Source organism: Streptomyces cynarae (assembly GCF_025642135.1).
GTDB lineage: Bacteria > Actinomycetota > Actinomycetes > Streptomycetales > Streptomycetaceae > Streptomyces > Streptomyces cynarae.
The window spans coordinates 3299301-3325063 of sequence record NZ_CP106793.1; the positions used below are offsets into that span (position 1 = coordinate 3299301).

Genomic DNA, 25763 nt, shown 5'->3' on the forward strand with positions numbered 1-25763 from the left:
GGAGTCATCGTGACGACTGCCGTAGCCGCCCCGTTCCGCTTCTTTTCCCTCCAGGTCGCACGGACGAGGCGGCTCGGCCCGTCGCTCGTCCGGGTCACCTTCACCGGGGACGACCTGCCCGCCTTCCGCTCCGACGGACGCGACCAGAGCCTCTCCCTGTTCCTGCCGCACCCCGGACAGCCGGAACCAGTGGTGCCGCTGGAGCTGGACGACGGATGGTGGCAAGCCTGGCGTGAACTCCCGGACGACGTACGGGCGGTGATGCGTTCGTACACCCTCCGGGCACTGCGCCGGAACCCCGACGAGATCGACATCGACTTCGCCCTGCACACCCCGGCCGGGCCCGCCTCTCGCTGGGCCTCCCTCGCCACCCCCGGCGACCGCGTCCTCGTGCTCGGCCCGGCGATCGAGGACAACCGCGCGATCCGCTTCCGCCCGCCCGAGGACACCGACCTGGTCGTGATGTGGGGCGACGAGACCGCCGTACCCGCCGCCTCCGCGATCCTCGAGTCGCTGCCCCCGGGCACGCGCGCCCAGGTCTGGCTGGAGGTCGGGCAGGCGGGTGACATCCAGGACCTGGTGACTCGGGCGGACGCCGGGATCACCTGGCTCGTACGCGACGGCGAGAGGTCCCCCATGACTCTCGTCGCGCTGCGGGACGCCGAACTCCCGCCCGCGAAGGCCCCGTACGTGTGGATCGCGGGCGAGGCCGGCCGGGTGAAGGAGCTGCGCCGACACTTCGTCGGCGAGCGCGGCGTCGACCGGCGGCGTGTCACCTTCGTCGGCTACTGGCGGCACGGGCTGAGCGAGGAGCAGGTGCGCGAGCAGCAGTGACGGCGGTCACCACGGGGCGGAGTTTCCCTAGATCGAACTTAGGTTAGGCTAACCTAAGTCCCAACAGAGACGACTTCGCCCTCTGCTGTCCCGCCCGGACTCCCCCACCGGAGGACCCACATGCGCTCGCACCTGCTCAATGACCTCACCGCGGAGCACTACCGCCGCTCCGTGACCGAAGGAGTAGAGCGGGTGGCCGACCGACTCGCCACCACCGACCGTCCGTTCACCGGCGTCACGGTCGACGCCCTCGCCCCCCGCATCGACGGGATCGACCTGGACCGCCCGCTGCACGACACCACCGCGGCCCTGGACGAGCTGGAGGAGCTCTACCTCCGCGACGCGGTCTACTTCCACCACCCCCGCTACCTCGCCCACCTCAACTGCCCGGTCGTCATCCCGGCCGTGCTCGGCGAGGCCGTCCTGTCCGCCGTCAACTCCTCCCTCGACACCTGGGACCAGTCGGCGGGCGGCACCCTGATCGAGCGCAGGCTCATCGACTGGACCGCCGAGCGGATCGGCCTCGGCCCGGCCGCCGACGGCGTGTTCACCTCCGGCGGCACCCAGTCCAACCTCCAGGCGCTGTTGCTGGCCCGCGAGGAGGCCAAGCCGGAGGGGGCAGGGTGGGAAGCATCGGACACTCTCGCCAGGCTGCGCATCCTCACCTCCGAGGTGAGCCACTTCAGCGTCAGGAAGTCCGCGAAACTCCTCGGCCTCAGCCCCGAGTCCGTCGTCGCCGTCCCCGTCGGCCACGACCGGCGCATGCAGACCGTCGCCCTCGCCCACGAGCTGGAGCGGTGCACCCGGGACGGTCTGATCCCGATGGCCGTCGTCGCCACCGCCGGCACCACCGACTTCGGCTCCATCGACCCGCTGCCCGAGATCGCCGAGCTGTGCGCCCAGTACGGCACCTGGATGCACGTGGACGCGGCCTACGGCTGCGGACTGCTGGTCTCGCCCCGCCGCCGCGGCCTCCTCGACGGCATCGAACGCGCCGACTCGGTCACCGTCGACTACCACAAGTCCTTCTTCCAGCCGGTGAGTTCGTCGGCCGTCCTGGTCCGCGACGCCGCCACGCTGCGGCACGCCACCTACCACGCGGAGTACCTCAACCCGCGCAGCGCGGTGCGGGAGCGCATCCCCAACCAGGTCGACAAGTCCCTGCAGACCACCCGCCGCTTCGACGCCCTCAAGCTGTGGATGACGCTGCGCGTGATGGGCGCCCACGGCATCGGACAGCTCTTCGACGAGGTCTGCGACCTGGCGGCCGAGGGCTGGGAGCTGCTCGCCGCCGACCCGCGCTACGACGTCGTCGTCGAACCGCAGCTGTCCACGCTCGTCTTCCGCTACATCCCCTCCGCCGTCACCGACCCGGCCGACATCGACCGCGCCAACCTGCACGCCCGCAAGGCCCTGTTCGCCTCCGGTGACGCGGTCGTCGCGGGCACCAAGGTCGCGGGCCGCCACTACCTGAAGTTCACCCTGCTCAACCCCGAGACCACGGTGGACGACATCACAGCCGTCCTCGATCTGATCGCCGGCCACGCCGAGCAGTACCTGGGAGAGTCCCTTGACCGCGCGTCCTGAAGCCACCGGGAAGACGTACGACTTCGTCGGGATCGGGCTCGGCCCCTTCAACCTCGGCCTCGCCTGCCTCACCGAGTCGATCGACGGCCTCGACGGCGTCTTCCTGGAGGCGAAGCCCACCTTCGAGTGGCACTCGGGGATGTTCCTGGAGGGCGCCCACCTCCAGACCCCGTTCCTGTCGGACCTGGTCACCCTGGCCGACCCCACCTCCCCGTACTCCTTCCTCAACTACCTGAAGGAGCGGGGCAGGCTGTACTCGTTCTACATCCGCGAGAACTTCTACCCCCTGCGCGTCGAGTACGACGACTACTGCCGCTGGGCCGCCGGAAAACTCGCCGGCGTCCGCTTCAACACGACGGTCACCGAGGTGACGTACGCGGACCAGGACGAGGTGTATGTCGTACGGACGCAGGACGGGGACACCTACCGCGCCCGTCATCTGGTCCTCGGCACCGGCACCCCTCCCCACATCCCGGAGCCCTGCCGCGGTCTGGGCGGTGACGCCATCCACAACTCCCGCTATCTGGACCACAAGCACCGGCTCCAGGCCAAGGAGTCGATCACCCTGGTCGGCAGCGGCCAGTCCGCCGCGGAGATCTACCGCGACCTGCTCGGGGAGATCGACGTCCACGGCTACCGGCTGAACTGGGTGACCCGCTCCCCGCGCTTCTTCCCCCTCGAGTACACCAAGCTCACGCTGGAGATGACCTCCCCGGAGTACATCGACTACTTCCACGCGCTGCCCGAGCGGACCCGCTACCGCCTCACGGAGCAGCAGAAGGGCCTGTTCAAGGGCATCGACAGCGATCTGATCGACGAGATCTTCGACCTGCTGTACCAGAAGAACCTCGACGGCCCGGTCCCGACCCGCCTGCTCACCAACTCGACCCTGACGAGGGCCGCCTACGAGGACGGCACCTACACCCTCACCTTCCGCCAGGAGGAGCAGGAGAAGGACTACGAGCTGCGCTCCCAGGGCCTGATCCTCGCCACCGGATACAAGTACGTCGAACCCGAGTTCCTGAGGCCCGTCCGCGACCGCCTGCGCTACGACCGGCACGGCAACTTCGACGTGGCCCGCAACTACGCGATCGACGTCACCGGCCGGGGCGTGTTCCTGCAGAACGCCGGCGTCCACACCCACTCGATCACCTCACCCGACCTGGGCATGGGCGCCTACCGGAACGCGTACATCATCCGGGAGCTGCTCGGCACCGAGTACTACCCCGTCGAGAAGACCATCGCCTTCCAGGAGTTCGCGGTATGAGCACCGTCGACATCGGCACCTTCACCCTTCGCCCCGTCGACCCGGGCCGGGACGCCGGGCTGCTGCACGCCTGGGTCACGCACCCCAAGGCGGCCTTCTGGATGATGCAGGACGCCACGGTCGGCGACGTGGAGCTCGCCTACCGGGAGATCGCGGCCGACGAGCACCACCACGCGCTCCTCGGGCTGCACGACGGCGAGCCCGCCTTCCTGATGGAGAGGTACGACCCGGCCCACCGGGAGCTGGTCGGGCTGTACGAGCCGGAGCCGGGCGACATCGGCATGCACTTCCTGGTGGCGCCGACCGACACGCCCGTGCACGGGTTCACCCGGGCCGTCATCACCGCCGTGATGCGGCACCTGTTCGAGGACTCCGCCACCCGGCGGGTCGTCGTCGAGCCCGATGTGCGCAACACGGCGGTGCACGCCCTGAACGAGGCGGTCGGGTTCGTGCCCGAACGCGAGATCGAAAAGCCCGAGAAGAAGGCCCTGTTGAGTTTCTGCACCCGTGAGCGGTTCGAGAAGGCGGTGGCGGCATGACCCTCGCCGACGCCGTGGCCCATCTGTCCCCCGAGCGCTGGGAGAAGGCGGGCCGCCTCCTGATCCGCAAGGCGCTGGCCGAGTTCGCCCATGAACGGCTGATCACCCCCGAGCGGGAGGAGGACGGCCGGTACCTCGTCCGCAGCGACGACGGGCTCACCCGCTACCGCTTCACGGCCACCCTGCACGCCCTCGACCACTGGCGGGTCGACGGGGACTCGATCACCCGTCACCGCGACGGAAGCGAACTGCCGCTCGCCGCACTCGACTTCTTCATCGAGCTCAGGCGGTCGCTGGGCCTGAGCGACGACATCCTGCCCGTCTATCTGGAAGAGATCTCCTCCACCGTCGCCGGCATCTGCTACAAGCTCGCCAAGCCGCAGATCCCGTCGGCGGAGCTGGCCCGCTCCGGTTTCCAGGCGATCGAGTCCGGGATGACGGAGGGCCACCCCTGCTTCGTCGCCAACAACGGGCGGCTGGGCTTCGGCATCCACGAGTACCTGTCGTACGCGCCCGAGACCGCGAGCCCGGTGCGGCTGGTGTGGCTTGCGGCGCACCGCTCGCGGGCGGCGTTCACGGCGGGGGTCGGTCTCGAGTACGAGTCGTTCATCCGGCAGGAGCTGGGCACCGGGACCGTCGAGCGGTTCCACGGCGTCCTGCGCGACCAGGGCCTGGACCCGGCCGACTACCTCCTCATACCCGTCCACCCCTGGCAGTGGTGGAACAAGCTCACCGTCACCTTCGCCGCCGAGGTCGCCCGCCGGAACCTGGTGTGCCTCGGCGAGGGCGACGACGAGTACCTGGCGCAGCAGTCCATACGGACCTTCTTCAACACCTCGCACCCGGAGAAGCACTACGTCAAGACGGCCCTGTCCGTGCTCAACATGGGCTTCATGCGGGGGCTGTCGGCCGCGTACATGGAGGCCACCCCGGCGATCAACGACTGGCTGGCACGGCTGATCGAGAACGACCCGGTGCTGAAGTCGACGGGCCTGACGATCATCCGGGAGCGCGCGGCCGTCGGCTACCACCACCTGGAGTACGAGGCCGCCACCGACCGCTACTCCCCGTACCGGAAGATGCTCGCGGCCCTGTGGCGGGAGAGCCCGGTGCCCTCGCTCCAGGACGGCGAGGCACTGGCCACCATGGCGTCCCTCGCCCATGTCGACCACGAGGGCGCGTCCTTCGCGGGGGCGCTGATCGAGCGCTCGGGGCTCCCGCCGAGGGAGTGGCTGCGGCACTATCTCCGGGCCTACCTCACCCCGCTGCTGCACGGTTTCTACGCCTACGACCTGGTGTTCATGCCGCACGGCGAGAACGTCATCCTCGTCCTGAAGGACGGCGTCGTACAGCGCGCGATCTTCAAGGACATAGCGGAGGAGATCGCGGTCATGGACCCGGAGGCGGTGCTGCCGCCGGAGGTGGCGCGCATCCGCGTGGAGGTCCCGGAGGACAAGAAGCTCCTGTCCATCTTCACGGACGTCTTCGACTGCTTCCTCCGCTTCGTCGCGGCGAACCTCGCCACCGAGGGGATCCTCGAGGAGGAGGACTTCTGGCGGACGGTCGCGGAGGTCGCCCACGAGTACCAGGACGCGAACCCGCAGCTCGCCGAGAGGTTCCGCCAGTACGACCTGTTCGCCCCGGAGTTCGCCCTGTCCTGTCTCAACCGGCTGCAACTGCGGAACAACGAGCAGATGGTGGACCTGGCGGACCCGTCGGGGGCGCTGCAACTGGCCGGGACCCTGAGGAACCCGATCGCGGGCCTGTAGTCCGCGGTCGCAGACGGGCGGGCACCCCGGTGTACGGTCCACCGGGGTGCCCGTCACGCTTCGGCTACTGTGCAGGCCAGGGGACCTGCGGCGAGCGGTAGTAGGCGATGCCGAGGGCGTCCCAGCGTGGTGCCTGGGCGGCGAGCCGCACCCTGTAGGTGTTCCAGTCGTGCGTGGCCGCCGGTGACCAGCCCAGTTCGGCGGCGCCCGGCAGCCGCGGGAAGGTCATCCAGTCGATGTCGTGGTCCGTGACGATCGTCTCGGACCACAGCGGTGCCTCGACTCCGGCGATCGCGGAGGCGGGCGCGCCGGGGAGGTAGGCGCCCGGGTCCCAGTCGTAGGAGCGGCGCACCTCGACCAGCCCCGCCCAGTCCTGTCCGAGCCGTGTGTCCGCGGTGTACTTCATGTCGAGGTAGACCCGGTCGGCCGGGGACAGGATCAACCGGGTGCCGTTGCGCGCGGCCTCGGCGACCTGGGCCCTCTCGGCCGCGCCGGTGCTGTCGAGCCCCCAGTACTGTGCGAGCGCCCCCTTGACCGGGTGCGCCCCGGTCAGCTGGTGCCAGCCGATCACCGTCTTGCCGTACCGCTCGACGATCGGCTGCACGCGGTCCATGAACTTCACATAGTCGTCGTGGCTGGTGGAGTGCGCCTCGTCGCCGCCGATGTGGAGGTAGCGGCCCGGTGTGAGCGCGGCGAGTTCACGGATGACGTCGTCCACGAAGTCGTACGTCACCTGCTTGGGAGCGCACAGCGAGCTGAAGCCGACGTCGGTGCCGGTGTACAGCGGCGGCGCCACGCCGTCGCAGTTCAGGTCGGCGTACGAGGCCAGGGCGGCGTTGGTGTGGCCGGGCATGTCGATCTCGGGGACGACCTCGACGTAGCGTGACGCGGCGTAGCGCACGATCTCCTGGTAGTCGGCCTTGGTGTAGTAACCGCCCTTGCCGCCGCCGACCTGCGTCGAGCCCCCGTGGCTCGCCAGGCGCGGCCAGGAGTCGACGGCGATGCGCCAGCCCTGGTCGTCGCTCAGGTGCAGATGCAGAGCGTCGCCCTTGTAGAGGGCCAGGGCGTCGAGGAAACGCTTGACCTGGGCCACGGTGAAGAAGTGCCGGGCGACGTCGAGCATCGCGCCGCGGTAGGCGTAGCGCGGGCTGTCCGTGATGGTGCCCCCCGCGACCGGCCAGGGGCCGTGCTGCACGGTCTTCTTCTCCACGGCTGCGGGCAGGAGCTGACGCAGCGTCTGAACGCCGTGGAAGAGGCCGGCGGGCTCGCGGGCGGTGAGGGTGACGCCTCGGGGGCCGCTGTCGAGGCGGTAGCCCTCGGCGCCGTACGGGCCGTCCTGCAGGCGGAGCCGGATGCCGCCGGTGCCGTGCGTGGTGACCGGCAGCCGGTAGCCGGTCGAGGGCCGCAGGACGTCGGCGAGGTAGCCGCCGATGCGGCGCACCTCGTCGGAGCCGTCCACGCGGATGCGGGTAGCGGGGGTGATCTCGTACGGGGATCCGCCCGGGTGGACCGAGGCGGGCGCCGGGACCACGCGGTCGAGGGGGTGGCGGTGCGGGCGGCCCGGTCGGGTGCCGCGGCGGTGACGGACAGCCCCGCCGCCGCGACGAGCAGCAGGGTGCCGAGGAGGCGGGGCGTTCTGTGGTGCTGTGTCACATGCGCTCCCTTCCACGATGTGCCACGGGCCGGTCCACTCCGGCCGCGATGGGTATAGACCACTCTCTCGCGAACGGGGTGGAACAATCCCCGGCATGGCGGAAATCATCCAGAAGGACGGCACGTGGAGTTTCGACGGTGACGCCTTACGGCTGACCCCGGGTCGTGACAAGAGCGTCGGGCTGTTCCGTCGCACGTTGGGTGAACTGACTGTTCCGCTCGAGGCATTGGCGGGGATCTCGTTCGAGCAGGGGAAGAAGGCCGGACGGCTCAGGCTGCGGCTGCGCGACGGCGCCTGTCCCCTGCTGCAGGCGACCGGCCGCAGGCTGAAGGACTCCGACGACCCGTACCGGCTGACCGTCGAGTCCGACCGCTACGGGGTCGCCGAGTACGTGGCGGACGAGGTGCGGGACGCGCTGATGTTGGCGCAGGTGCCCACCGAGCCGGTCGACCGCTATCTGCTGCCCGGCCCTTCCGTCCCGCTGTCCGTGTCGGCCGGGGACGGCACGGCGAGCTTCGACGGCGAGCTGGTACGCCTGGAGTGGAACTGGAAGACGGAGGACGCGAAGCAGGCCGCGGGCGCGCGCACCCTGCCGGTCGCCGACATCACCGCCGTGGAGTGGCAGCCGGCCGCGGGTCTGGAGAACGGCTGCCTCCGCTTCACCGTGCGCGGGGCCGGGACCAAGGCGCCGCCGAAGTACGACCCCGACTCGGTGGAGCTGTGGGGCTTCAGGAAGGACGCGCTGATGGCGCTCGTCGCGGCGGCCGTCCAGGCCCGGCTGCCGCACCCGGCGGCGCCCGTGGACGCCGTACCTCTGCCGAAGGAGCTGTCCGCGCCCGCGCGGGGTGCCGCGGAGAACGAGCACGACGCCCTGCTGCGACGGCTGCGGGAGCTGGGCGAGCTGCACCGCGAAGGGGTGCTCACCGACGAGGAGTTCGCGATGGCCAAACAGGCGGTCCTCAAAAGCATGTGAGGACCGCCTGCCGTGAGGTTTCGCTACTTGGCCCGGCGTGCCACCGTGAAGTGGTCGATGCGGTCACCGGTCTCGGCGATGCCCGAGACCTTCAGCTTGGCGTAGTGGCCGCGCGGCGCGGGCTCGACGTCCACGCGCAGGAACGAGTAGTTGAGGTAGCGCACCCGGGACCAGGCGACGGTCTCGTTGACCTTGCCGTCCTTGGTGTTGATGAAGGAGGCGACGGAGTCGACCTCGTTCAGGTGCCCCTCGTAGGAGTCCGGTGCGGTGAACGCGTACAGGCTGCGGCCGGCCGCGCCCGCCGTCACGTAGACGACGCCCTCGGTCTCGGGGTAGGCCGTCTCGCCGATCGGCAGCTTCTTGGCGACCTTGTCGCCCTTGATGACGTCGGTGCGCTCGTACTGGTGGTTGTGGCCGTTGATGACCAGGTCCACCGTGTACTTCTCGAACAGCGGCACCCACTCCTGTCGCACGCCCCCCTCCGAGGCGTGCGCCGTGGAGGTGCAGTACGCGCAGTGGTGGAAGAACACGATGATGAAGTCGACGTCCTTCGACGCGCGGTACTTCTTCAGCTGCGCCTCGAACCACGTGGTCTGGGTGCCGCCGGAGATGCCGAGGTTGGCCGGGATCTCGAAGGAGACGTCGTTCGGGTCCAGCGAGATGATCGCCGTGTTGCCGTAGACGAAGGAGTAGACGCCCGGCAGGTTCTTCTTGTCCGGCCCGTTGTCGGGCAGCGTGAAGCGGGCCTCCTCGCCGCCGTAGCCGTTGGGCGAGTACCAGGCCTCCATGTCGTGGTTGCCGTAGGAGACCATCCACGGCACGGACTTGGCGACCGACTCGGTCTGGGCGAGGAACTGGTCCCACACCCGCGAGTCGAAGCCGGTGTCGGCGGTCTTGCCGGCGCCGGACGGGTCGGCGTAGGCGATGTCGCCGGCGTGCAGGTGGAAGACCGGGTCCTGGCCCAGGATCAGGCTGTCGTTGGCCAGGCCGTGGTAGCTGACGCCCTGGTCGCCGAAGGCCGTGAAGGTGAACGGCTCCTTGTGCGCGGGCGCGGTGGTGAAGGTGCCGAGGGTGCCCAGCAGGTGGCGCTCGGCCGGGTCGAAGCCCTCGTGGCCGACGCCGTAGTAGTACGTCCTGCCGGGGCGCAGGTGGGTGAGCTTGGCGTGCAGGTAGTACTGGGTGTGGTCGCCGCTCGCGCCGACGCCCGCCGGGGTGTACAGGGTGCGGACCTCGGCGGGGATCCTGCGGGACAGGTCCCAGGGATGGGCGCCGATCCGGATGAACGGGTTCTTCACGGCGACCGGGACCTGCCAGGAGACGGTGATCTCGGTGCGCGGGTCGTTGCCGAAGGCGAGGTGGCGGCCGAACGGGGCGACGAGGGCGCCGTCGACGCTCTCGACGGCGGGGGCGGTGCTCTGGGTCGGAACGGCGGCCTGGGCGGTGGCACCCGGTACGAATGCGCCACCCGCGACAGCGCCCAGGGTGACTGCTCCACCTCTGATCATCGTGCGCCGGGAGAATCTCGCGCGCAGGTACTCGTGCTGCTCCGCCATGCTCATGCGGGCCGCGAGCTTCTCCGGTACTCCCATACGAGGTATGTCCATGTGGCCAGAACTTCCTCCACATAATCAACGTGGCGCAGGACACAGGATGGACAGCCGTCGAACGGGATCCCATAAGAACTTCAACAGGCATCTGCCCGAAATCGGGCATGATTCTTGCGATTCCGACGCTCATACCTCAGGATCTACCGGGTGCACGACGAACTTGTTGATCACCTGACGCGGACCACGCCCCTGAACCGGGGCGAGGCGCTGCGTGTGGTCCAGGACGTGCTCGCCTACTTCGACGAGACGACCGAGGAGTTCGTCCGTCGCCGCCACCGCGAACTCCAGGCCCACGGACTGGTGAACGCGTCGATCTTCGAGCGGATCGATGCGGACCTGAAGTATCGCGCGGTGGCACCGCCCGAGCTCACGCTCCGGCAACTGCGGCGCATCGTCTACGGCTGAGTCCACACTTCCAGGACTGAGCCACCGGATGACCGCCCCATCCAGACGGGGCCAAAAGGGACTTAAGGAAACATATGTGCGGAATCGTCGGATACATCGGTAAGCGCGATGTGGCCCCGCTCCTGCTGGAGGGTCTGCAGCGGCTGGAGTACCGCGGCTACGACTCGGCGGGCATCGTCATCACCTCGCCGAAGTCGGCGGGCCTGAGGATGGTCAAGGCCAAGGGCCGGGTCCGCGACCTGGAGGCCAAGGTCCCCGCGCGCTTCAAGGGCACCACCGGCATCGCCCACACCCGCTGGGCCACCCACGGCGCCCCCTCCGACGTCAACGCGCACCCGCACCTGTCGGCCGACAACAAGGTCGCCGTCGTCCACAACGGCATCATCGACAACGCCGCCGAGCTGAGGAAGAAGCTGGAGGCGGACGGCGTCGAGTTCCTCTCCGAGACCGACACCGAGGTCCTCACCCACCTCATCGCCCGCTCCCAGGCCGAGACGCTGGAGGAGAAGGTCCGCCAGGCGCTGCGGCTGGTGGAGGGCACGTACGGCATCGCCGTGATGCACGCCGACTTCCAGGACCGGATCGTGGTGGCCCGCAACGGCTCCCCCGTCGTGCTCGGCATCGGCGAGAAGGAGATGTTCGTCGCCTCCGACGTCGCCGCCCTCGTCGCCCACACCCGCCAGATAGTGACGCTGGACGACGGTGAGATGGCGACGCTGAAGGCCGACGACTTCCGCACCTACACCACCGAGGGCACCCGTACGACGGCCGAGCCGACCACCGTGGAGTGGGAGGCCGAGTCGTACGACATGGGCGGCCACGACACCTACATGCACAAGGAGATCCACGAGCAGGCCGACGCCGTGGACCGGGTGCTGCGCGGCCGCATCGACGACCGGTTCTCCACCGTGCACCTGGGCGGCCTGAACCTGGACGCCCGCGAGGCGCGGCAGATCCGCCGCGTGAAGATCCTCGGCTGCGGCACCTCGTACCACGCGGGCATGATCGGCGCCCAGATGATCGAGGAGCTGGCCCGTATCCCGGCCGACGCCGAGCCGGCGTCGGAGTTCCGCTACCGCAACGCCGTCGTGGACCCCGACACGCTGTACGTGGCGGTGTCGCAGTCCGGTGAGACCTACGACGTGCTGGCGGCCGTGCAGGAGCTCAGGCGCAAGGGCGCGCGGGTCTTCGGCGTCGTCAACGTGGTCGGCTCGGCGATCGCACGGGAGTCGGACGCCGGGATCTACGTCCACGCGGGGCCCGAGGTGTGCGTGGTGTCCACCAAGTGCTTCACCAACACGACGGTGGCGTTCGCGCTGCTGGCACTGCACCTGGGCCGCACCCGCGACCTGTCCGTCCGTGACGGCAAGCGGATCATCGAGGGCCTGCGGAAGCTGCCCGAGCAGATCTCCGAGGTCCTGAAGCAGGAGGAGGAGATCAAGAAGCTGGCGGAGCAGTTCGCGGACGCCCGTTCGATGCTGTTCATCGGGCGCGTGCGCGGATACCCGGTGGCCCGTGAGGCCTCGCTGAAGCTGAAGGAGGTCTCCTACATCCACGCTGAGGCCTACCCGGCCTCCGAGCTGAAGCACGGTCCGCTGGCGCTGATCGAGCCGGCCCTGCCGACGGTCGCGATCGTGCCGGACGACGACCTGCTGGAGAAGAACCGCGCGGCCATGGAGGAGATCAAGGCCCGCAGCGGCAAGATCCTCGCGGTGGCGCACCAGGAGCAGGAGAAGGCCGACCACACGATCGTGGTGCCGAAGAACGAGAACGAGCTGGACCCGATCCTGATGGGCATTCCGCTGCAACTCCTCGCCTACCACACGGCGTTGGCGCTGGGCCGGGACATCGACAAGCCGCGGAACCTGGCGAAGTCCGTGACGGTGGAGTAGTCCGCGCCGGCCGACCGCGCCGCGATCTCGCGAGTTCGAGCGTCAGCAACCCCCTGTGTGCCACCACCACAGGGGGTTGCTCTTTCAGGGGCCGGGGCCGCCCAAACCCCGGCCCGGTCGCTGCCTCAGCCGGCGGCCGTCACCCCCCGGCCGGCAGCGCGTCGCGGAAGGGTGGTGGGCCAGTGGGCGAGGGCCGCGGTCGCCGCGTACCAGGCCACCGCTCCCGCCGCCACGGCGAACCAGCCGCCGACCTTGCCGAGCGCGTCGTTGCCTGCGAGGCGGCCGATGGCGAGCAGCAGCAGCGAGACGAAGAACAGCCCGTAGGTGCCCTGGTCGAGCAGGCCGCCGGACGCTCCGAGCGTCAGGCTCAGGGTGACCAGGGCGAACAGCAGGAGGAAGAGTCCGGCGGCGTGGTCGGACATCTGGTTGCCGGCCGTGACGGCCCAGGTGAACCACAGGGCGCCGAGCGCCGAGAAGGCGGTGCCCGCGGCGGTGTCACGGTCGCGGAAGGCGAGCAGGCCGACGACGAACAGGGCCACGCCGCCGACATAGTGGGCCAGTGACACGGCGTCGGCCGTCGTCACGCCGTCGATGACCTTGGTGGATCCGAGCCCGAAGGCCAGCAGCGTGACGCCGAGCGCCAGCCGGCCGACGATGGTGGTGGTGCCTCCCGCAGAGACGTCGTTGTCCACGGCGGGCTCCCTTCTTGTCCTGCGTGTACGGTACGCGGTGACCGATATATGCCCTTCACAAGGGCACAAACACCTCCGCGCACGAAGATTTCCAGGGGAAACCAAAAGGGAGTTCGCGCTACCCACGGCGCATCTCACCTGGGCCAACGGGGAGTTGCGGAATCACAACGGCGGAGGTGCGAGCCGGGGGCGCGCGGTGGCTGTAAATCGCGCCCCCCAAGGAGCGCGGGGAACGGCGCGCGCAACCACGCACGCCCGGCAGTCGGCGTACGGCCCGCCCGGGCACCCCGGTGGTCGAATCAGGGGCCTGCGCGGAGCGACAACTCAGGGAATGACGATCACCGGGCGCTGGGCGCGCTTGGCGAGGCGGCCGGCGACCGAGCCGAAGATGCGGCCGACGATGCCGTGCGTGGAGCCGACGACGATCGCGTCCGCCTCGTACTCGCGGCCCACCTCTTCGAGTTCGTGGCAGATGTCACCGCCGCGCTCGACCAGGATCCAGGGCACGTCGGCGAGATGATCCGCGCAGGCCAGCTCCAGACCCAGAACCTCCGTACGGTGGTCCGGCACGTCCACGAAGACCGGCGGCTCGCAGCCCGCCCACACCGTGGTGGGCAGCCGGTTGGCGACGTGGACGATGATCAGGCCCGACCCCGAGCGGTACGCCATGCCGATCGCGTACGCGAGGGCGCGCTCACTGGAGGTGGAGCCGTCGAAGCCGACGACAACGCCGTGCTTGAACGCGGGATCGCACGAAGGGCGTGGCTCTTCCGCCGCCAGGGGATCGGTCGCCGTGGGGTCGGCGACCGGCCGCTTGCGGTCCGCGGGTTCGGAGAATTCGTGACCGGCCATGGCTGTCTCGGCGATGTGATCCTTTGTCGGGGACGACGGTGTGCGGCGGAGCTGTGTCCGGGAATCGTCTTCCCGTCCCCATACCCCCAAGGGTACGGCGGCACGCCTCCTTAGCCCAGATCCCGCACAGGCTGCACGGGGTTCCAGGGAGCATGCACGAGGGAACGCCCGTAACGCAATGGTTGCTGCCCCGTACAGGCGCTTTGCACGGCGTTCACGCACACACCGGAGCGGACGGCGCACCACGGGACGCGGCAGTGACCGACCGGTCGGGTCCGCGTTGAATCCGGTGACCCACCGCCGGAGGGAGCACGCCGTGCCCGGACCCCGCACCGCCGCGCAGAAGCGCGCCGTGCCCGGACCCCGCATCGCCGCGCAGAAGCGCACCGCGCCTGACACCGTGAGCGATGTGACCCGCTGGGCGGGCTTCTGCTGCGTCCTGGTCCCCGTCGTCCTCGTCTGGTGCGGCACCTCGCTCGCCGGCGCCATCAGCACCGCCCTCGGTCTGGCGGCCGTCACCATCGCGTGCGGCGCGCTGCTCCGGCAGTCGCAGCGGGGTGCCGCACGCCTGCGGGCCGAGGAGATCGCCCCGCACCGAGGACGCCACAGCCGGACCGGAGCGGGGGCGCACAGAGGCGGACGTCACAGTGGTGGAAACACTCCGGTCGACTGACCGGTTTCCGCGCACGCGCCCGTATCTTTTCAGCCAACTTCTCAATCTCATGCATCACGCCGTGGAACGGCCCCCCACCCCCCGTTCCACCTGCGCTGAAAGGGTCCCGGACGGCGCCCGCACCCTACGGGGATTGGCCACCGGGACGAGGCGCACTTCCCTGCACGCTCCACGAGTGCAACCCTTCGTGATCGAATGCTTCACGCCAAGTTGCCATGTCGACAATGTGCCGGATGGTGAACTGGTCACGCCGGCACCGCGCGACACAGTAGATTCGATCATGACTGTCTACGGCGGGGGACTCGTGCAGGACCGAGGGGAAACGTGCAGGAGCGACACAACCGAGGAGCCGCGACCACCGAGGGGGGCTTAGCAGGATGAGCCATGACTCAACTGCCGCGCCGGACGCCGCGGCCCGGAAGCTGTCCGGGCGACGCCGCAAGGAGATCGTCGCGGTGCTGCTGTTCAGCGGCGGCCCCATCTTCGAGAGTTCCATTCCGCTTTCGGTGTTCGGGATTGACCGCCAGGACGCCGGAGTGCCGCGCTACCGCCTGCTGGTGGCGGCCGGCGAGGAAGGCCCGCTGCGGACCACAGGGGGCCTGGAACTGACCGCACCGTACGGGCTGGAGGCGATCTCGCGGGCGGGCACCGTCGTGGTGCCGGCCTGGCGGTCGATCACCTCTCCGCCACCGGAGGAGGCGCTCGAGGCGCTGCGCCGGGCGCACGAGGAGGGCGCCCGCATCGTGGGGCTGTGCACCGGCGCCTTCGTGCTGGCCGCCGCAGGGCTGCTGGACGGGCGGCCGGCCACCACGCACTGGATGTACGCACCGACGCTGGCCAAGCGCTATCCGTCGGTGCACGTCGACCCACGCGAGCTGTTCGTGGACGACGGGGACGTCCTGACGTCGGCCGGTACGGCGGCCGGCATCGACCTGTGCCTCCACATCGTGCGCACGGACCACGGCAACGAGGCGGCGGGCGCGCTCGCCCGGCGCCTGGTGGTCCCGCCGCGCCGCAGCGGAGGCCAGGAGCGCTACCTCGACCGGTCTTTACCCGAGGAGATCGGCGCCGACCCGCTCGCGGAGGTCGTCGCCTGGGCGCTGGAACACCTCCACGAACAGTTCGACGTGGAGACGCTGGCGGCGCGCGCGTACATGAGCCGGCGGACGTTCGACCGGCGGTTCCGCTCGCTCACCGGCAGCGCGCCGCTGCAGTGGCTGATCACCCAGCGGGTGCTGCAGGCGCAGCGGCTGCTCGAGACCTCCGACTACTCGGTCGACGAGGTCGCCGGGCGCTGCGGCTTCCGCTCGCCGGTCGCGCTGCGCGGCCACTTCCGGCGCCAGCTCGGCTCGTCGCCCGCTGCCTACCGGGCCGCGTACCGGGCGCGCCGCCCGCAGAGCGACCGGCAGGCGGACGCCGAGAGCTCCGGCCCGCCCGCGCCGCAGGCCGCGCCCGAGTCCGCCCAGCTCCCGATGCAGACCCGCCGGACGGCTGCGACGAACGGGATCGGTCCCTCGGCGCCCCTGTCCACGGACCACCCGGGCAAACACGTGCCCGAGCTGTACGCGGCGGGCCGCCCGAGCGTGCCGGGGCAGCGCAGCGCGCAGTAGCACCACCGCCGTGCCGGCGCACCGGCGTGCGCCGGCCCACCGGCGAGGACGGGCGGGACCGGGGGTCGTAGGACCCCGGTCCCGCCCGTCGCCGTATCCGCCCGTGCACAGGTCACATGCACGGGCGGTCCGCATGCCACGCCCGGGCCATAAGGTGGGACACATGAACGATCGCATGGTGTGGATCGACTGCGAGATGACCGGCCTCTCGCTGTCCGACGACGCGCTCATCGAGGTGGCAGCGCTGGTCACCGACTCCGAGCTGAACGTACTCGGCGAGGGGGTGGACATCGTGATCCGGCCGCCGGACGCGGCACTGGAGACGATGCCGGAGGTGGTGCGTCAGATGCACACCGCCTCGGGACTGCTCGACGAGCTGGCGGCCGGCACGACGCTCGCCGACGCCGAGGAGCAGGTCCTGACCTACGTACGGGAGTGGGTCAAGGAACCGGGCAAGGCGCCCCTGTGCGGCAACTCCGTCGGCACGGACCGCGGCTTCCTCTCCCGCGACATGCCGACGCTGGAGGACTACCTGCACTACCGGATCGTGGACGTCAGCTCGATCAAGGAGCTGGCCCGGCGCTGGTACCCGCGGGCCTACTTCAACAGTCCGGAGAAGAACGGCAACCACCGGGCGCTGGCCGACATCCGCGAGTCGATCGCGGAGCTGCGCTACTACCGGGAGGCGATCTTCGTATCGCAGCCGGGCCCCGACTCCGACACGGCGCGGACGATCGCGGCCAAGCACGTGCTGCCCGCTCGGTAGCGGTCTCGGCGGGGCCCGACGGGGCGCCACGCCCGACGCACGGGGAAACGCTGGCGCGAGCACCCCTTCGGACCCTGTACACTTTTTCTCGGCCGGTGGGGGAAACCACTGCGAAAACACCGGTCATGGTGGGTGTAGCTCAGCTGGTAGAGCACCTGGTTGTGGTCCAGGATGTCGCGGGTTCGAGTCCCGTCACTCACCCTTCGTAGTCAGCCGGTGGCCTGTGGGAGCAGGTCGCCGGCTGAACTGCTTTTCAGCACGGCTCTTCTTTTGCACACGGCTCTTCTTCGAGGGCGCCCATCGCCGCCTGAAGGACACGGTGCCGGCCGAGCAGGTCGGTGCTGTCGGCCCACTGGTCCACGCCTCCGACCAGGGGCAGACCGCGAAGATCGGGGTCCGTGACCGTGTGGGCCAGGGCCTGTGCGAAGCGCTCGGCGCGCAGGACGAGGAACGGGCGTGCGTGGTAGGGGCGGGGCCTCGGGTCCACCGGGGTGGTCAGTCCGGAGGCGTTCTGCAGGGAAGCGACCGCTTCGTACGCGTCGCACAGGTGCCCTTCCCGGGCCGGATGGTCCGTCGCCGCCAGCGCACCGCGCAGTGACGGAGTGAGCGACGCGGCCACCGGCAGCCGGCCGAACGCGCTGCCCAGCCATTTGCCGTAGGGGGCGTACCGGCGCTCCAGCAGCAGGCACAGCCGCATCAGGTCCCGTACGAGACGGGCGGCCGTGACGGCGGAGCCGATGTCGTCGCCGACCTCCGCGCAGCGTCCCACGAACGCCTCTTCCTGCGAGATGCGCTGCCACTGGCACGCCAGCAGGTACCGCCACACCTGCTCCGGGTACCAGGCCAGCCGGCGCCGCGCGGCGGTGAGGGTGCCGAGCACGTCGTGGAACACCGCGCCGCCGGTGGTCTCGGCGAGCCGTTGCTGGGGCATCGCCAGCCAAGTGCGCACGCTCGGCTCCCGGCCGGCCGAGCGCAGCCCGAGCCGCTCTGCGAGCCAGCCTTCGACGTCGTGCACGTCGACACGGTGGTTGACCGGGCCGCCGGTCAGCCGCATGCGTCCGACCGGGTCCAGCGGGTCGTCGCTCTCCTGGAAGTGGGTGGGCCAGCCGCGCAGCTGCTTCGGCAGCCGTTCGGCCAGCAGGCGGCGGATGTCGTCGCCGTGCCGGGCGCGGTCCTCGGCCGAGAGGAAGAGCTCCAACCGGGGTCCCCACTCGTGATCCGCCGAGCGGGGTGTGTCAAAACCCAGCACCTCGGAACCGCTGCCGATCCGCGCCGCCGCGTACCGCAGTCCCGGGAAGGCCTCGCGCAGCAGCGGCCCCACGGCCTCCTCGTACAGGATCGCGGACAGCTTCAGGCCGGGCATGAACCGGGCTTCGTAGGTCGCCATGGCCTCACTGTGCTGGGCGCGTCACCGCCGGGGCCACCGGTTATCCGCGCGGGAGCTCCACCGGCGGCCCCGTCACCGGCCCGGTCGGACGCACCGTCAGGCGTTCAGCTCCGCCCTGTCGCCCATCACCACGACCGGGTGCTGCTTCGGATCGAGGGTGCGCAGCAGGTACCGCATCGCCGACTCGGACACGCTCACGCACGCCGATGTGCCGCTGCCGTGGTCCATGTGCAGCCAGATGTCGCCGCCCTTCGACTGGCCCAGCGGCCGGGTCGGGTCATCGGGTGGAGTGCCCCTGACCCGGTTGTAGTCGATGGCGATGACGTAGTCGAAGTCGTGCCAGTAGGACTTGCTCCAGGTGCGGGGCGCCTGGAACGACGCGGACTCGGTGTACGGCAGCTCGGCTCCCGGGTCGTCGAGCACTCCGCCCGCGTCGCTCAGCGTGAACACGCCGACCGGGCTGCGCTGGTCGCCCTCGTGATGGTCGGTCGTCCAGCCCTTTCTCCCGTTGTGGGCCGCCCAGGAACGTTCCTGCTTCCAGGTGGAGCCGTGCTTGGTGAAGAGCGCGACGGTCGAGTCGGGCGAGTTGCGGTCCGCGCCGTAGACGGCGACCACCTGGCGGGAGTCGGCCGGCACGCGCTGCCAGAGCCGGTCACCGATGCCGGGTATACGCGTCATGTCCGTCTTCTTCCACGACGCGCGGTCCGCCCGGCCGCGGGCCGCGGAGGCGCGCCGGTGATCCGAACTCCCGCACGCCGCCAGGGACATCGTCAGCACACCGCACACCCCCACCACGACTGCCCGTATCGCACCGCCTTTTCGCATGCGTCCCATGGTCGCAGTCCGGTCCGGGGCCGGTGGGCACGGCCCCTCACACAGCCCCCGAGTACTCCAACGGCGGTGCGATCGCTTGGGCGTCCGCCCCCTGGCCCACCCACAGTCCGATGAGGAAGGCCGCTGTCGCCTCCAGCAGAGCCGCCCGCTCCAGCCCTCCGCCGTCCAGCGGCAGGCAGCCGAGGTCGTGCACCAGGCGGCGTACCGTCTCCAGGGCCGAGGCGTCGTCGCCGCACAGCGGAACCGCTAGGGGACGGCCGTCGAAGACGGGCGGGGTCAGCCGCCACACGCTCTCATGGCAGAGGTTGAACGCCTTGACCACGCGTGCGCCGGGGGCGGCCGCGGCGATGCGCTCGGCGGCCGAGGGACCGCCCCCGGTCTCCAGGAGGAAGCCCGGGCCGACCGGGTTGGTGCAGTCGATCAGCGTCCGGCCCGCCAGGGTGTCGGACAGACCGGACACCATGTCGGCGGCCACCGCGTACGGCACCGCCAGCAGCACCGCGTCCCTACCGTGCTCGACGACGCGGCGCAGGCTTCCCGCCCGTCCGCCGATCCTTCCGGCCAGGGCTGCCGAGCGGCCCGTGTCCCGCCCGCCCACCAGTACGTCGTGGCCGACCCGTGCCCACTGGCCGCCCAGGGCGTCCGCCATGGCGCCGGTGCCGACGATCCCGATCCTCATCGTCCCCACTCCCCGTGTGGTGGTCCTGTTCCCGTATTCGGAACGACAGTAGGAAGCTGTTCGGGCACCATTCGGTAAGTGACCGTCGACCAGGGCTTCATCGCCGACTGCCGTGCCCGGCTCGCCTTCGACCTGCTGGCCAACACCTGGAACCCAGTGGTGATCTGGGCGCTGCGCGAGGGCCCCGAGCGCCCCGGCCGGCTGCGCGAGCGGATCGGCGGCGTAAGCCCCAAGGTGCTCACCGAGACCCTGCGCCGACTGGAGTTCAACGGGCTGGTCGAGCGCCGCGCCCGCCCGGGCGCCCCACCCCGCGTCGACTACGGACTCACGGAACTGGGGCGGAGCCTGCTGCCGCCGATCGAGGCGTTCGGCGCCTGGGCGTTCGAGCACGGCGACGAGGTGATGGCGGCGCAGGAGCGTGGGGAACCGGCGACGGCTCCCCACGACGTTCGCCGCGTTCAGCCGGCCGCGGCCCGCACGTACGGGCCGGCCCTCACGCCCGGCCGCCCCGCCGAGTGAAAAGACGCAGAGAGGGCCCCACCGAGTGCTCAGCCCCGAACCGATCCGCACCGCCCGCCTGGACCTGCTGCCCCTGCGCGTCGAGCACGCCGAGGAGATGGCCGAGACCCTGGCCGACCCGCGGCTGCACACGTACACCGGCGGCGTGCCGCACTCCCCGGCCGCCCTGCGCGCACGCTACGAACGGCTGGTCTCCGGCTCGCCCGACCCGGCCGTCTTCTGGTGCAACTGGGTGCTGTTCCAGCGTGGGGAGTCCCGTCTCGTGGGCACGGTGCAGGCGACGGTCACCGACCGCGCCACGGAGATCGCGTGGGTCGTCGGAACGGCGTGGCAGGGCCAGGGGCTGGCCACGGAGGCGGCCCGGGGACTGGTCGACTGGCTCGGGCAGCAGCACGTCACCACGGTCGTCGCGCACATCCACCCGGCCCACCGGGCGTCGCAGTCCGTGGCGGCTGCGTCCGGCCTGGCACCGACGGACCAGCGCCAGGACGGAGAGATCAGGTGGGAGCTGTCGCTGCCGGGCTGACACGCGCGCCGGGCAGGGGCTCGCGCGTGGCTCGCCCGCTACGGGCGCGTCAGGACGAGTCCCGCGCCACCAGTTCCGTCGGCAGCACCACCTGCCGCCGGTCCAGTGTCCGGGAGGCCACCGGGCGGCGGTCCGCTATCTCGTCCAGGAGCAGGTCGATCATCGCCCGGCCCATCTCCTCGATCGGCTGGCGCACGCTCGTCAGCGGCGGGTCCATGTGGCGGGCGATCGCCGAGTCGTCGTACCCCACGAGCGCCACGTCGTCCGGGATACGGCGCCCCGCCTCCCGCAGCACCTGGCGCGCGCCCGCCGCCATCACGTCCGACTCCGCGAACACCGCGTCCAGGTCCGGGCGGCGGGCCAGCAGCTCCGTCATGGCGCGCCGGCCGCCCTCCTCGGTGAAGTCACCGGGCAGGATCAGGGCCTCGTCCACCGCACGGCCCGCCTCCCTGAGCACGTCCCGGTAGCCCTCGATGCGCCGCTGGGCGCCGTAGACGTCGAGGCGGCCGGTGATCGTGGCGATGCGGGCGCGGCCGCGGGCGATCAGGTGCTCCACCGCCGAGCGGCCGCCGCCGTAGTTGTCCGAGTCCACCGACGGCAGGGTCTCCGAGGCCGAGCGGGGGCCGCTGATCACCGCCGGGATCTCCAGCTGGGCGAGCAGGTCGGGCAGCGGGTCGTCCGCGTGGACGGAGACCAGCAGGACGCCGTCCACCCGGTGCGCCGCCAGGTACTGCGCCAGCCTGCGCCGCTCCCGGTCGCTGCCCGCGAAGATCAGCAGCAGCTGCATCTCGGTGTCCGACAGCGCCGCCCCGACTCCCGTCACCATGTCCGAGAAGTACGGCTCCGCGAAGAACCGCGTCTCCGGCTCGGGGACGACGAGCGCGATCGCGTCCGTACGGTTCGCGGCCAGCGCCCGGGCCGCGGTGTTCGGCACGTATCCCAGCTCCGCGACCGCCGCCTCGACGGCCGCGCGCGTCGCGTCGCTCACCCGGGGCGAGCCGTTGATCACCCGGGAGACCGTGCCGCGGCCCACGCCGGCCCGTGCGGCGACCTCCTCAAGAGTCGGCCGCCGGCCACTCCGGCCCCGCGTTCCGTGGCCTGTCATGGTCGCCTCCCGTCGCACCGCGCGTCGCGCGCCTGGCCTGGAATGTAACAGTCCCGTGCGGCTTCGCGACCGCCGCTTGGGGACGATCGCGCCCGGGGGCGGTCCTTCACCGCGGCCAGTTAACGTCCCGATAACTGAACGCGTCTGACAGCGTCAGCTCCCTTGACACCCCCGCCCGGACCCACGACCCTTCAACACATCACTTGTGGGAGCGCTCCCACAGCACCTGCCCCATACACATCCCGCACGTTCCCCGCCCGAGCCGCAGCGACAAGACACGGGCCCAGCAAAGAAGTTGGCCGGGGGGTCGGCACGTCAGGGCAACTGGAGGACGACATGCGAGCACGTACCCGATCCGGCCACAAGGCGATAGCCCTCACGGCCGTCGCAGTGCTGGGCGCCGGGCTGCTGGCCGGCTGTGCCGACGACGGCGGAGACAAGTCCGGCTCTTCGCCGGACGGCGGTGGCAGCGGCAAGACCACGATCAGCCTCGGGCTCTTCGGCACCTTCGGCTTCAAGGAGGCCGGCCTCTACGCCGAGTACGAGAAGCTCCACCCCAACATCAAGATCACCGAGAACGTCACCGAGCGGAACGAGAACTACTACCCGGCGCTCGTCAACCACCTCACCACCGGCAGCGGTCTGCAGGACATCCAGGGCGTCGAAGTCGGCAACATAGCCGAGGTCGTCAGCACCCAGGCGGCCAAGCTCACGGACCTCTCCAAGGTTTCGGGCGTGAACAAGGCCGACTTCCTCGACTGGAAGTGGGCGCAGGCCACCACCAAGGACGGTCAGACGATCGGCCTCGGCACCGACGTCGGCCCGATGGCGGTCTGCTACCGCAAGGACCTCTTCCAGGCGGCCGGTCTGCCCACCGACCGCACCGAGGTCGGCAAGCTGTGGTCCGGCGACTGGAGCAAGCTCGTCAGCGTCGGCGAGCGCTACCAGAAGAAGGCGCCGCAGGGCACCACCTTCTGGGACTCCCCCGGCGGTCTGCTGAACGCTGTCCTCAGCAGTGAGAAGGAGAAGTTCTACGACTCCTCCGGCAAGGTCATCTACAAGACGAACCCCGCCGTCAAGGCCGCCTTCGACCTGACCGCGGACGCCGCGAAGAAGGGCCTGATCGGCGCGCAGACGCAGTTCCAGCCGACCTGGGACCAGACGATCGCCAACGTGAAGTTCGCCGCGATGGCCTGCCCGCCGTGGATGCTCGGCTACATCAAGGGCAAGTCGAAGCCGGACGCCAAGGGCAAGTGGGACGTGGCCGTCGCGCCCAAGTCCGGCAACTGGGGCGGTTCCTTCCTGACCGTGCCGAAGAGCGGCAAGCACGTGAAGGAGGCCCAGGAGCTGGCCGCCTGGCTGACCGCGCCCGCGCAGCAGGCCAAGCTGTTCAGCGTCCAGGGCAGCTTCCCGAGCGCGCAGGCGGCGTACAGCTCCCCCGAGGTCACCGGCGCCAAGAACGAGATGACCGGTGACGCCCCGATCGGCACGATCTTCGCCGAGGCCGCCAAGTCCAGCCCGGTCCAGGTCATCGGCCCGAAGGACCAGATCATCCAGCAGGGTCTGACCGACAACGGCGTCATCCTCGTGACGAAGGGCAAGTCGGCCGAGGAGGCCTGGAACACGGCCACGAAGACCATCGACAACAACCTGGAGAAGTGACCGGCATGGCCACCCGGCACGACACCGCCGCGCCCCCCGCCAAGGAGGGGGCGCGGCCCCGGGCCGCCCGCCCGCCGTACCCACGGAGGCGGAGCAGCGGCGCCGCGCACGGCTCTCCCGGCGCTGGCAGCGGGACCTCCGCTGGAGCCCGTACGCGTTCGTCTCGCCCTTCTTCCTGCTCTTCATCGCCTTCGGCCTGTTCCCGCTGGTCTACACGGCCTGGGCCTCGCTGCACACGGTGGAGCTGACGGCGCCCACCGACATGGAGTGGGCGGGGCTGCGCAACTACACCCGGATCTTCGACGACGACTTCTTCTGGAACGCGGCGAAGAACACCCTGACCATCGGGATCATCTCGACCGTCCCGCAGCTTCTGATGGCGATGGGCCTGGCCCACATCCTCAACTACAAGCTGCGCGCCTCGACCTTCTACCGGGTCGTGATGCTCGCGCCGTACGCGACCTCGATCGCGGCCGCCTCGCTGGTGTTCGTGCTGCTCTTCGGGCGCGACTACGGCATGATCAACTGGGCGCTGCACTTCGTCGGGATCGACGCCATCGACTGGCAGAACGAGAAGTGGCCCTCGCAGATAGCCGTCTCGTCCATCGTCATCTGGCGCTGGACGGGCTACAACGCGCTGATCTACCTCGCGGCCATGCAGGCCATCCCCCAGGACCTGTACGAGTCGGCGGCCTTGGACGGGGCCAACCGCTGGCAGCAGTTCTTCCATGTCACGCTGCCCCAGTTGCGGCCGACGATCCTGTTCACGGTCGTCGTGTCGACGATCGGCGCCAGCCAGGTCTTCGGCGAGCCGCTGCTGTTCGACGCGAACAAGGGCGCGTCGGGCGGCGCCGAGCACCAGTTCCAGACGCTGGGTCTGTACCTGTACGAGCAGGGTTGGGTGAACCAGCACCTGGGCCGGGCCTCCGCCATCGCCTGGACGATGTTCCTGATCCTCATCGTGATCGGGATCGTCAACTACGTCATCTCGCGCCGGTTGCGCGCCAGCAGTTAGGAGAACCGGCCGTGACGACGACCCTGACGAAGCCCGAGGAGAAGACCCGGGAGCCCAAACGCGTACGCCGGCCCAAGGCCGCGCGCGCCGGCGGGCAGCTCCACGCCGGTCCCGTGGCGTACGCCATCCTGATCCTCTTCAGCATCGGCTCGCTGCTCCCGCTGGTGTGGACGGCGATCGCCGCCTCGCGCAACAACAACCGGCTCGCGCAGACGCCCCCGCCGTTCTGGTTCGGCTCGAACCTGTTCAACAACCTGGAGATCGCCTGGAACGACGCCAATCTGGGCAAGGCGTTCTTCAACACCACGTTCGTGGCGGGCGTCTCGGCGGCGACGATCGTCTTCCTGTCGACGATCGCCGGGTTCGCCTTCGCCAAACTGCGCTTCAAGGGCAAGGGCGCCCTGATGCTGATCGTCATCGGCACGATGATGGTCCCGCCGCAGCTGAGCGTGATCCCGCTGTACATGATGGTCGCCAAGCTGGACTGGACCGACCAGCTTCAGGCAGTGATCCTGCCGTCGCTGGTGAGCGCGTTCGGGGTGTTCTTCATGCGGCAATACCTGATCCAGGCGCTGCCGGACGAGATCATCGAGGCCGCCCGCATGGATGGCGCGAGCAGCTGGCGCGTGGTCTGGCACGTCGTGTTCCCGGCGGCCCGCCCCGCGATGGCCGTCCTGGGCATGCTGATGTTCGTGCAGACGTGGAACGACTTCCTGTGGCCGTTCCTGGTCCTGACCCAGAACGGCAACCCGACCGTGCAGGTCGCGGTCGCGGGTCTGGGCCGCGGCTACACCCCCGACCAGTCGCTGATCATGGCGGGCGCGCTGCTCGGTACGCTGCCGCTGCTGCTGGTCTTCGCGATCTTCGGCAAGCAGATCGTGGGCGGCATCATGCAGGGCGCGGTCAAGGGCTGACG

The 25763-nt window shown here is 70.2% G+C and carries 22 protein-coding genes, 1 tRNA gene and 2 pseudogenes; 17 read left to right on the forward strand and 8 right to left on the reverse strand.

Annotation, left to right across the window (positions count from 1 at the left end; translation table 11 throughout):
• Positions 1-9: 9 nt before the first annotated feature.
• The 5 genes from N8I84_RS15335 (at position 10) to N8I84_RS15355 (ending at position 5996) form a co-directional block, all read left to right on the forward strand.
• A complete protein-coding gene (locus N8I84_RS15335) occupies positions 10-834 on the forward strand; it encodes a siderophore-interacting protein (protein ID WP_263230064.1) in 825 nt (274 codons plus the stop codon).
• 120 nt (positions 835-954) lie between these two features.
• A complete protein-coding gene (desA, locus tag N8I84_RS15340; RefSeq protein ID WP_263230066.1) occupies positions 955-2421 on the forward strand; it encodes a lysine decarboxylase DesA in 1467 nt (488 codons plus the stop codon).
• A complete protein-coding gene (locus N8I84_RS15345) occupies positions 2405-3688 on the forward strand; it encodes a lysine N(6)-hydroxylase/L-ornithine N(5)-oxygenase family protein (protein WP_263230067.1) in 1284 nt (427 codons plus the stop codon). Before desA ends, N8I84_RS15345 begins: the two co-directional genes overlap by 17 nt.
• Positions 3685-4227, forward strand: a complete 543-nt coding sequence (locus N8I84_RS15350; protein ID WP_263230069.1) for a GNAT family N-acetyltransferase — start codon at positions 3685-3687, stop codon at positions 4225-4227. Before N8I84_RS15345 ends, N8I84_RS15350 begins: the two co-directional genes overlap by 4 nt.
• Positions 4224-5996: an IucA/IucC family protein gene (locus tag N8I84_RS15355; RefSeq protein WP_263230071.1), complete on the forward strand. Its 1773-nt coding sequence runs from the start codon at positions 4224-4226 to the stop codon at positions 5994-5996. The genes N8I84_RS15350 and N8I84_RS15355 overlap by 4 nt, the downstream gene beginning before the upstream one ends.
• 64 nt (positions 5997-6060) lie before the next feature.
• Here the strand turns inward: N8I84_RS15355 and N8I84_RS15360 are convergent.
• Positions 6061-7649, reverse strand: a pseudogene (locus N8I84_RS15360) (beta-N-acetylhexosaminidase).
• Between the two features lie 95 nt (positions 7650-7744).
• Here N8I84_RS15360 and N8I84_RS15365 point away from each other — a divergent pair.
• Entirely contained in the window at positions 7745-8623 is an 879-nt protein-coding gene (locus N8I84_RS15365; protein WP_263230072.1) for a DUF4429 domain-containing protein, read from the forward strand.
• 23 nt (positions 8624-8646) lie between these two features.
• On the opposite strand, the gene N8I84_RS15370 is transcribed toward N8I84_RS15365, so the two are convergent.
• Positions 8647-10212, reverse strand: a complete 1566-nt coding sequence (locus tag N8I84_RS15370) for a purple acid phosphatase family protein (RefSeq protein ID WP_263234768.1) — start codon at positions 10210-10212, stop codon at positions 8647-8649.
• A 165-nt stretch (positions 10213-10377) separates the two neighbouring features.
• On the opposite strand from N8I84_RS15370, the gene N8I84_RS15375 reads away from it, so the two are divergent.
• Entirely contained in the window at positions 10378-10635 is a 258-nt protein-coding gene (locus tag N8I84_RS15375) for a hypothetical protein (RefSeq protein ID WP_263230073.1), read from the forward strand.
• 74 nt (positions 10636-10709) lie between these two features.
• Positions 10710-12527, forward strand: coding sequence for a glutamine--fructose-6-phosphate transaminase (isomerizing) (glmS, locus tag N8I84_RS15380; RefSeq protein ID WP_263230074.1), 1818 nt, complete (start codon positions 10710-10712; stop codon positions 12525-12527).
• A gap of 125 nt (positions 12528-12652) precedes the next feature.
• On the opposite strand, the gene N8I84_RS15385 is transcribed toward glmS, so the two are convergent.
• Entirely contained in the window at positions 12653-13219 is a 567-nt protein-coding gene (locus N8I84_RS15385) for a GPR1/FUN34/YaaH family transporter (protein WP_263230075.1), read from the reverse strand.
• Positions 13220-13543: 324 nt separating this feature from the next.
• Positions 13544-14071, reverse strand: coding sequence for a universal stress protein (locus N8I84_RS15390; protein ID WP_103838671.1), 528 nt, complete (start codon positions 14069-14071; stop codon positions 13544-13546).
• Positions 14072-14423: 352 nt separating this feature from the next.
• Here N8I84_RS15390 and N8I84_RS15395 point away from each other — a divergent pair, with 352 nt between their 5' ends.
• The 4 genes from N8I84_RS15395 to N8I84_RS15410 all read left to right on the forward strand — a co-directional run bounded on the left by N8I84_RS15395 (position 14424) and on the right by N8I84_RS15410 (position 17321).
• Entirely contained in the window at positions 14424-14744 is a 321-nt protein-coding gene (locus N8I84_RS15395; RefSeq protein WP_390899031.1) for a hypothetical protein, read from the forward strand.
• 377 nt (positions 14745-15121) lie between these two features.
• A complete protein-coding gene (locus tag N8I84_RS15400; protein ID WP_263230076.1) occupies positions 15122-16354 on the forward strand; it encodes a helix-turn-helix domain-containing protein in 1233 nt (410 codons plus the stop codon).
• A gap of 163 nt (positions 16355-16517) precedes the next feature.
• Positions 16518-17120, forward strand: a complete 603-nt coding sequence (gene orn / locus N8I84_RS15405) for an oligoribonuclease (RefSeq protein WP_263230077.1) — start codon at positions 16518-16520, stop codon at positions 17118-17120.
• Between the two features lie 128 nt (positions 17121-17248).
• Positions 17249-17321: transfer RNA gene (locus N8I84_RS15410), tRNA-His, on the forward strand.
• Between the two features lie 52 nt (positions 17322-17373).
• On the opposite strand, the gene N8I84_RS15415 is transcribed toward N8I84_RS15410, so the two are convergent.
• The 3 genes from N8I84_RS15415 to N8I84_RS15425 form a co-directional block, all read right to left on the reverse strand.
• Entirely contained in the window at positions 17374-18507 is a 1134-nt protein-coding gene (locus tag N8I84_RS15415) for a DUF4037 domain-containing protein (RefSeq protein WP_263230078.1), read from the reverse strand.
• A gap of 96 nt (positions 18508-18603) precedes the next feature.
• A complete protein-coding gene (locus tag N8I84_RS15420; RefSeq protein ID WP_263230079.1) occupies positions 18604-19332 on the reverse strand; it encodes a L,D-transpeptidase family protein in 729 nt (242 codons plus the stop codon).
• A 46-nt stretch (positions 19333-19378) separates the two neighbouring features.
• Positions 19379-20020 carry an NADPH-dependent F420 reductase gene (locus N8I84_RS15425; RefSeq protein WP_263230080.1) on the reverse strand — a complete coding sequence of 214 codons (642 nt, stop codon included), beginning with the start codon at positions 20018-20020 and terminating at the stop codon, positions 19379-19381.
• A gap of 78 nt (positions 20021-20098) precedes the next feature.
• Here N8I84_RS15425 and N8I84_RS15430 point away from each other — a divergent pair, with 78 nt between their 5' ends.
• A complete protein-coding gene (locus N8I84_RS15430) occupies positions 20099-20539 on the forward strand; it encodes a winged helix-turn-helix transcriptional regulator (protein WP_263230081.1) in 441 nt (146 codons plus the stop codon).
• A gap of 25 nt (positions 20540-20564) precedes the next feature.
• Positions 20565-21065 carry a GNAT family N-acetyltransferase gene (locus tag N8I84_RS15435; RefSeq protein ID WP_263230082.1) on the forward strand — a complete coding sequence of 167 codons (501 nt, stop codon included), beginning with the start codon at positions 20565-20567 and terminating at the stop codon, positions 21063-21065.
• Positions 21066-21114: 49 nt separating this feature from the next.
• Here the strand turns inward: N8I84_RS15435 and N8I84_RS15440 are convergent, their stop codons facing one another.
• The gene (locus N8I84_RS15440; RefSeq protein WP_263230083.1) at positions 21115-22170 is read right to left on the reverse strand and encodes a LacI family DNA-binding transcriptional regulator; all 1056 of its coding nucleotides are present in this window, start codon (positions 22168-22170) and stop codon (positions 21115-21117) included.
• A 336-nt stretch (positions 22171-22506) separates the two neighbouring features.
• Here N8I84_RS15440 and N8I84_RS15445 point away from each other — a divergent pair, with 336 nt between their 5' ends.
• The 3 genes and pseudogenes from N8I84_RS15445 to N8I84_RS15455 all read left to right on the forward strand — a co-directional run bounded on the left by N8I84_RS15445 (position 22507) and on the right by N8I84_RS15455 (position 25761).
• Entirely contained in the window at positions 22507-23832 is a 1326-nt protein-coding gene (locus tag N8I84_RS15445) for an ABC transporter substrate-binding protein (protein WP_263230084.1), read from the forward strand.
• Between the two features lie 5 nt (positions 23833-23837).
• Positions 23838-24847, forward strand: a pseudogene (locus N8I84_RS15450) (carbohydrate ABC transporter permease).
• An 11-nt stretch (positions 24848-24858) separates the two neighbouring features.
• A complete protein-coding gene (locus tag N8I84_RS15455; RefSeq protein WP_263230085.1) occupies positions 24859-25761 on the forward strand; it encodes a carbohydrate ABC transporter permease in 903 nt (300 codons plus the stop codon).
• Positions 25762-25763 lie beyond the last annotated feature (2 nt).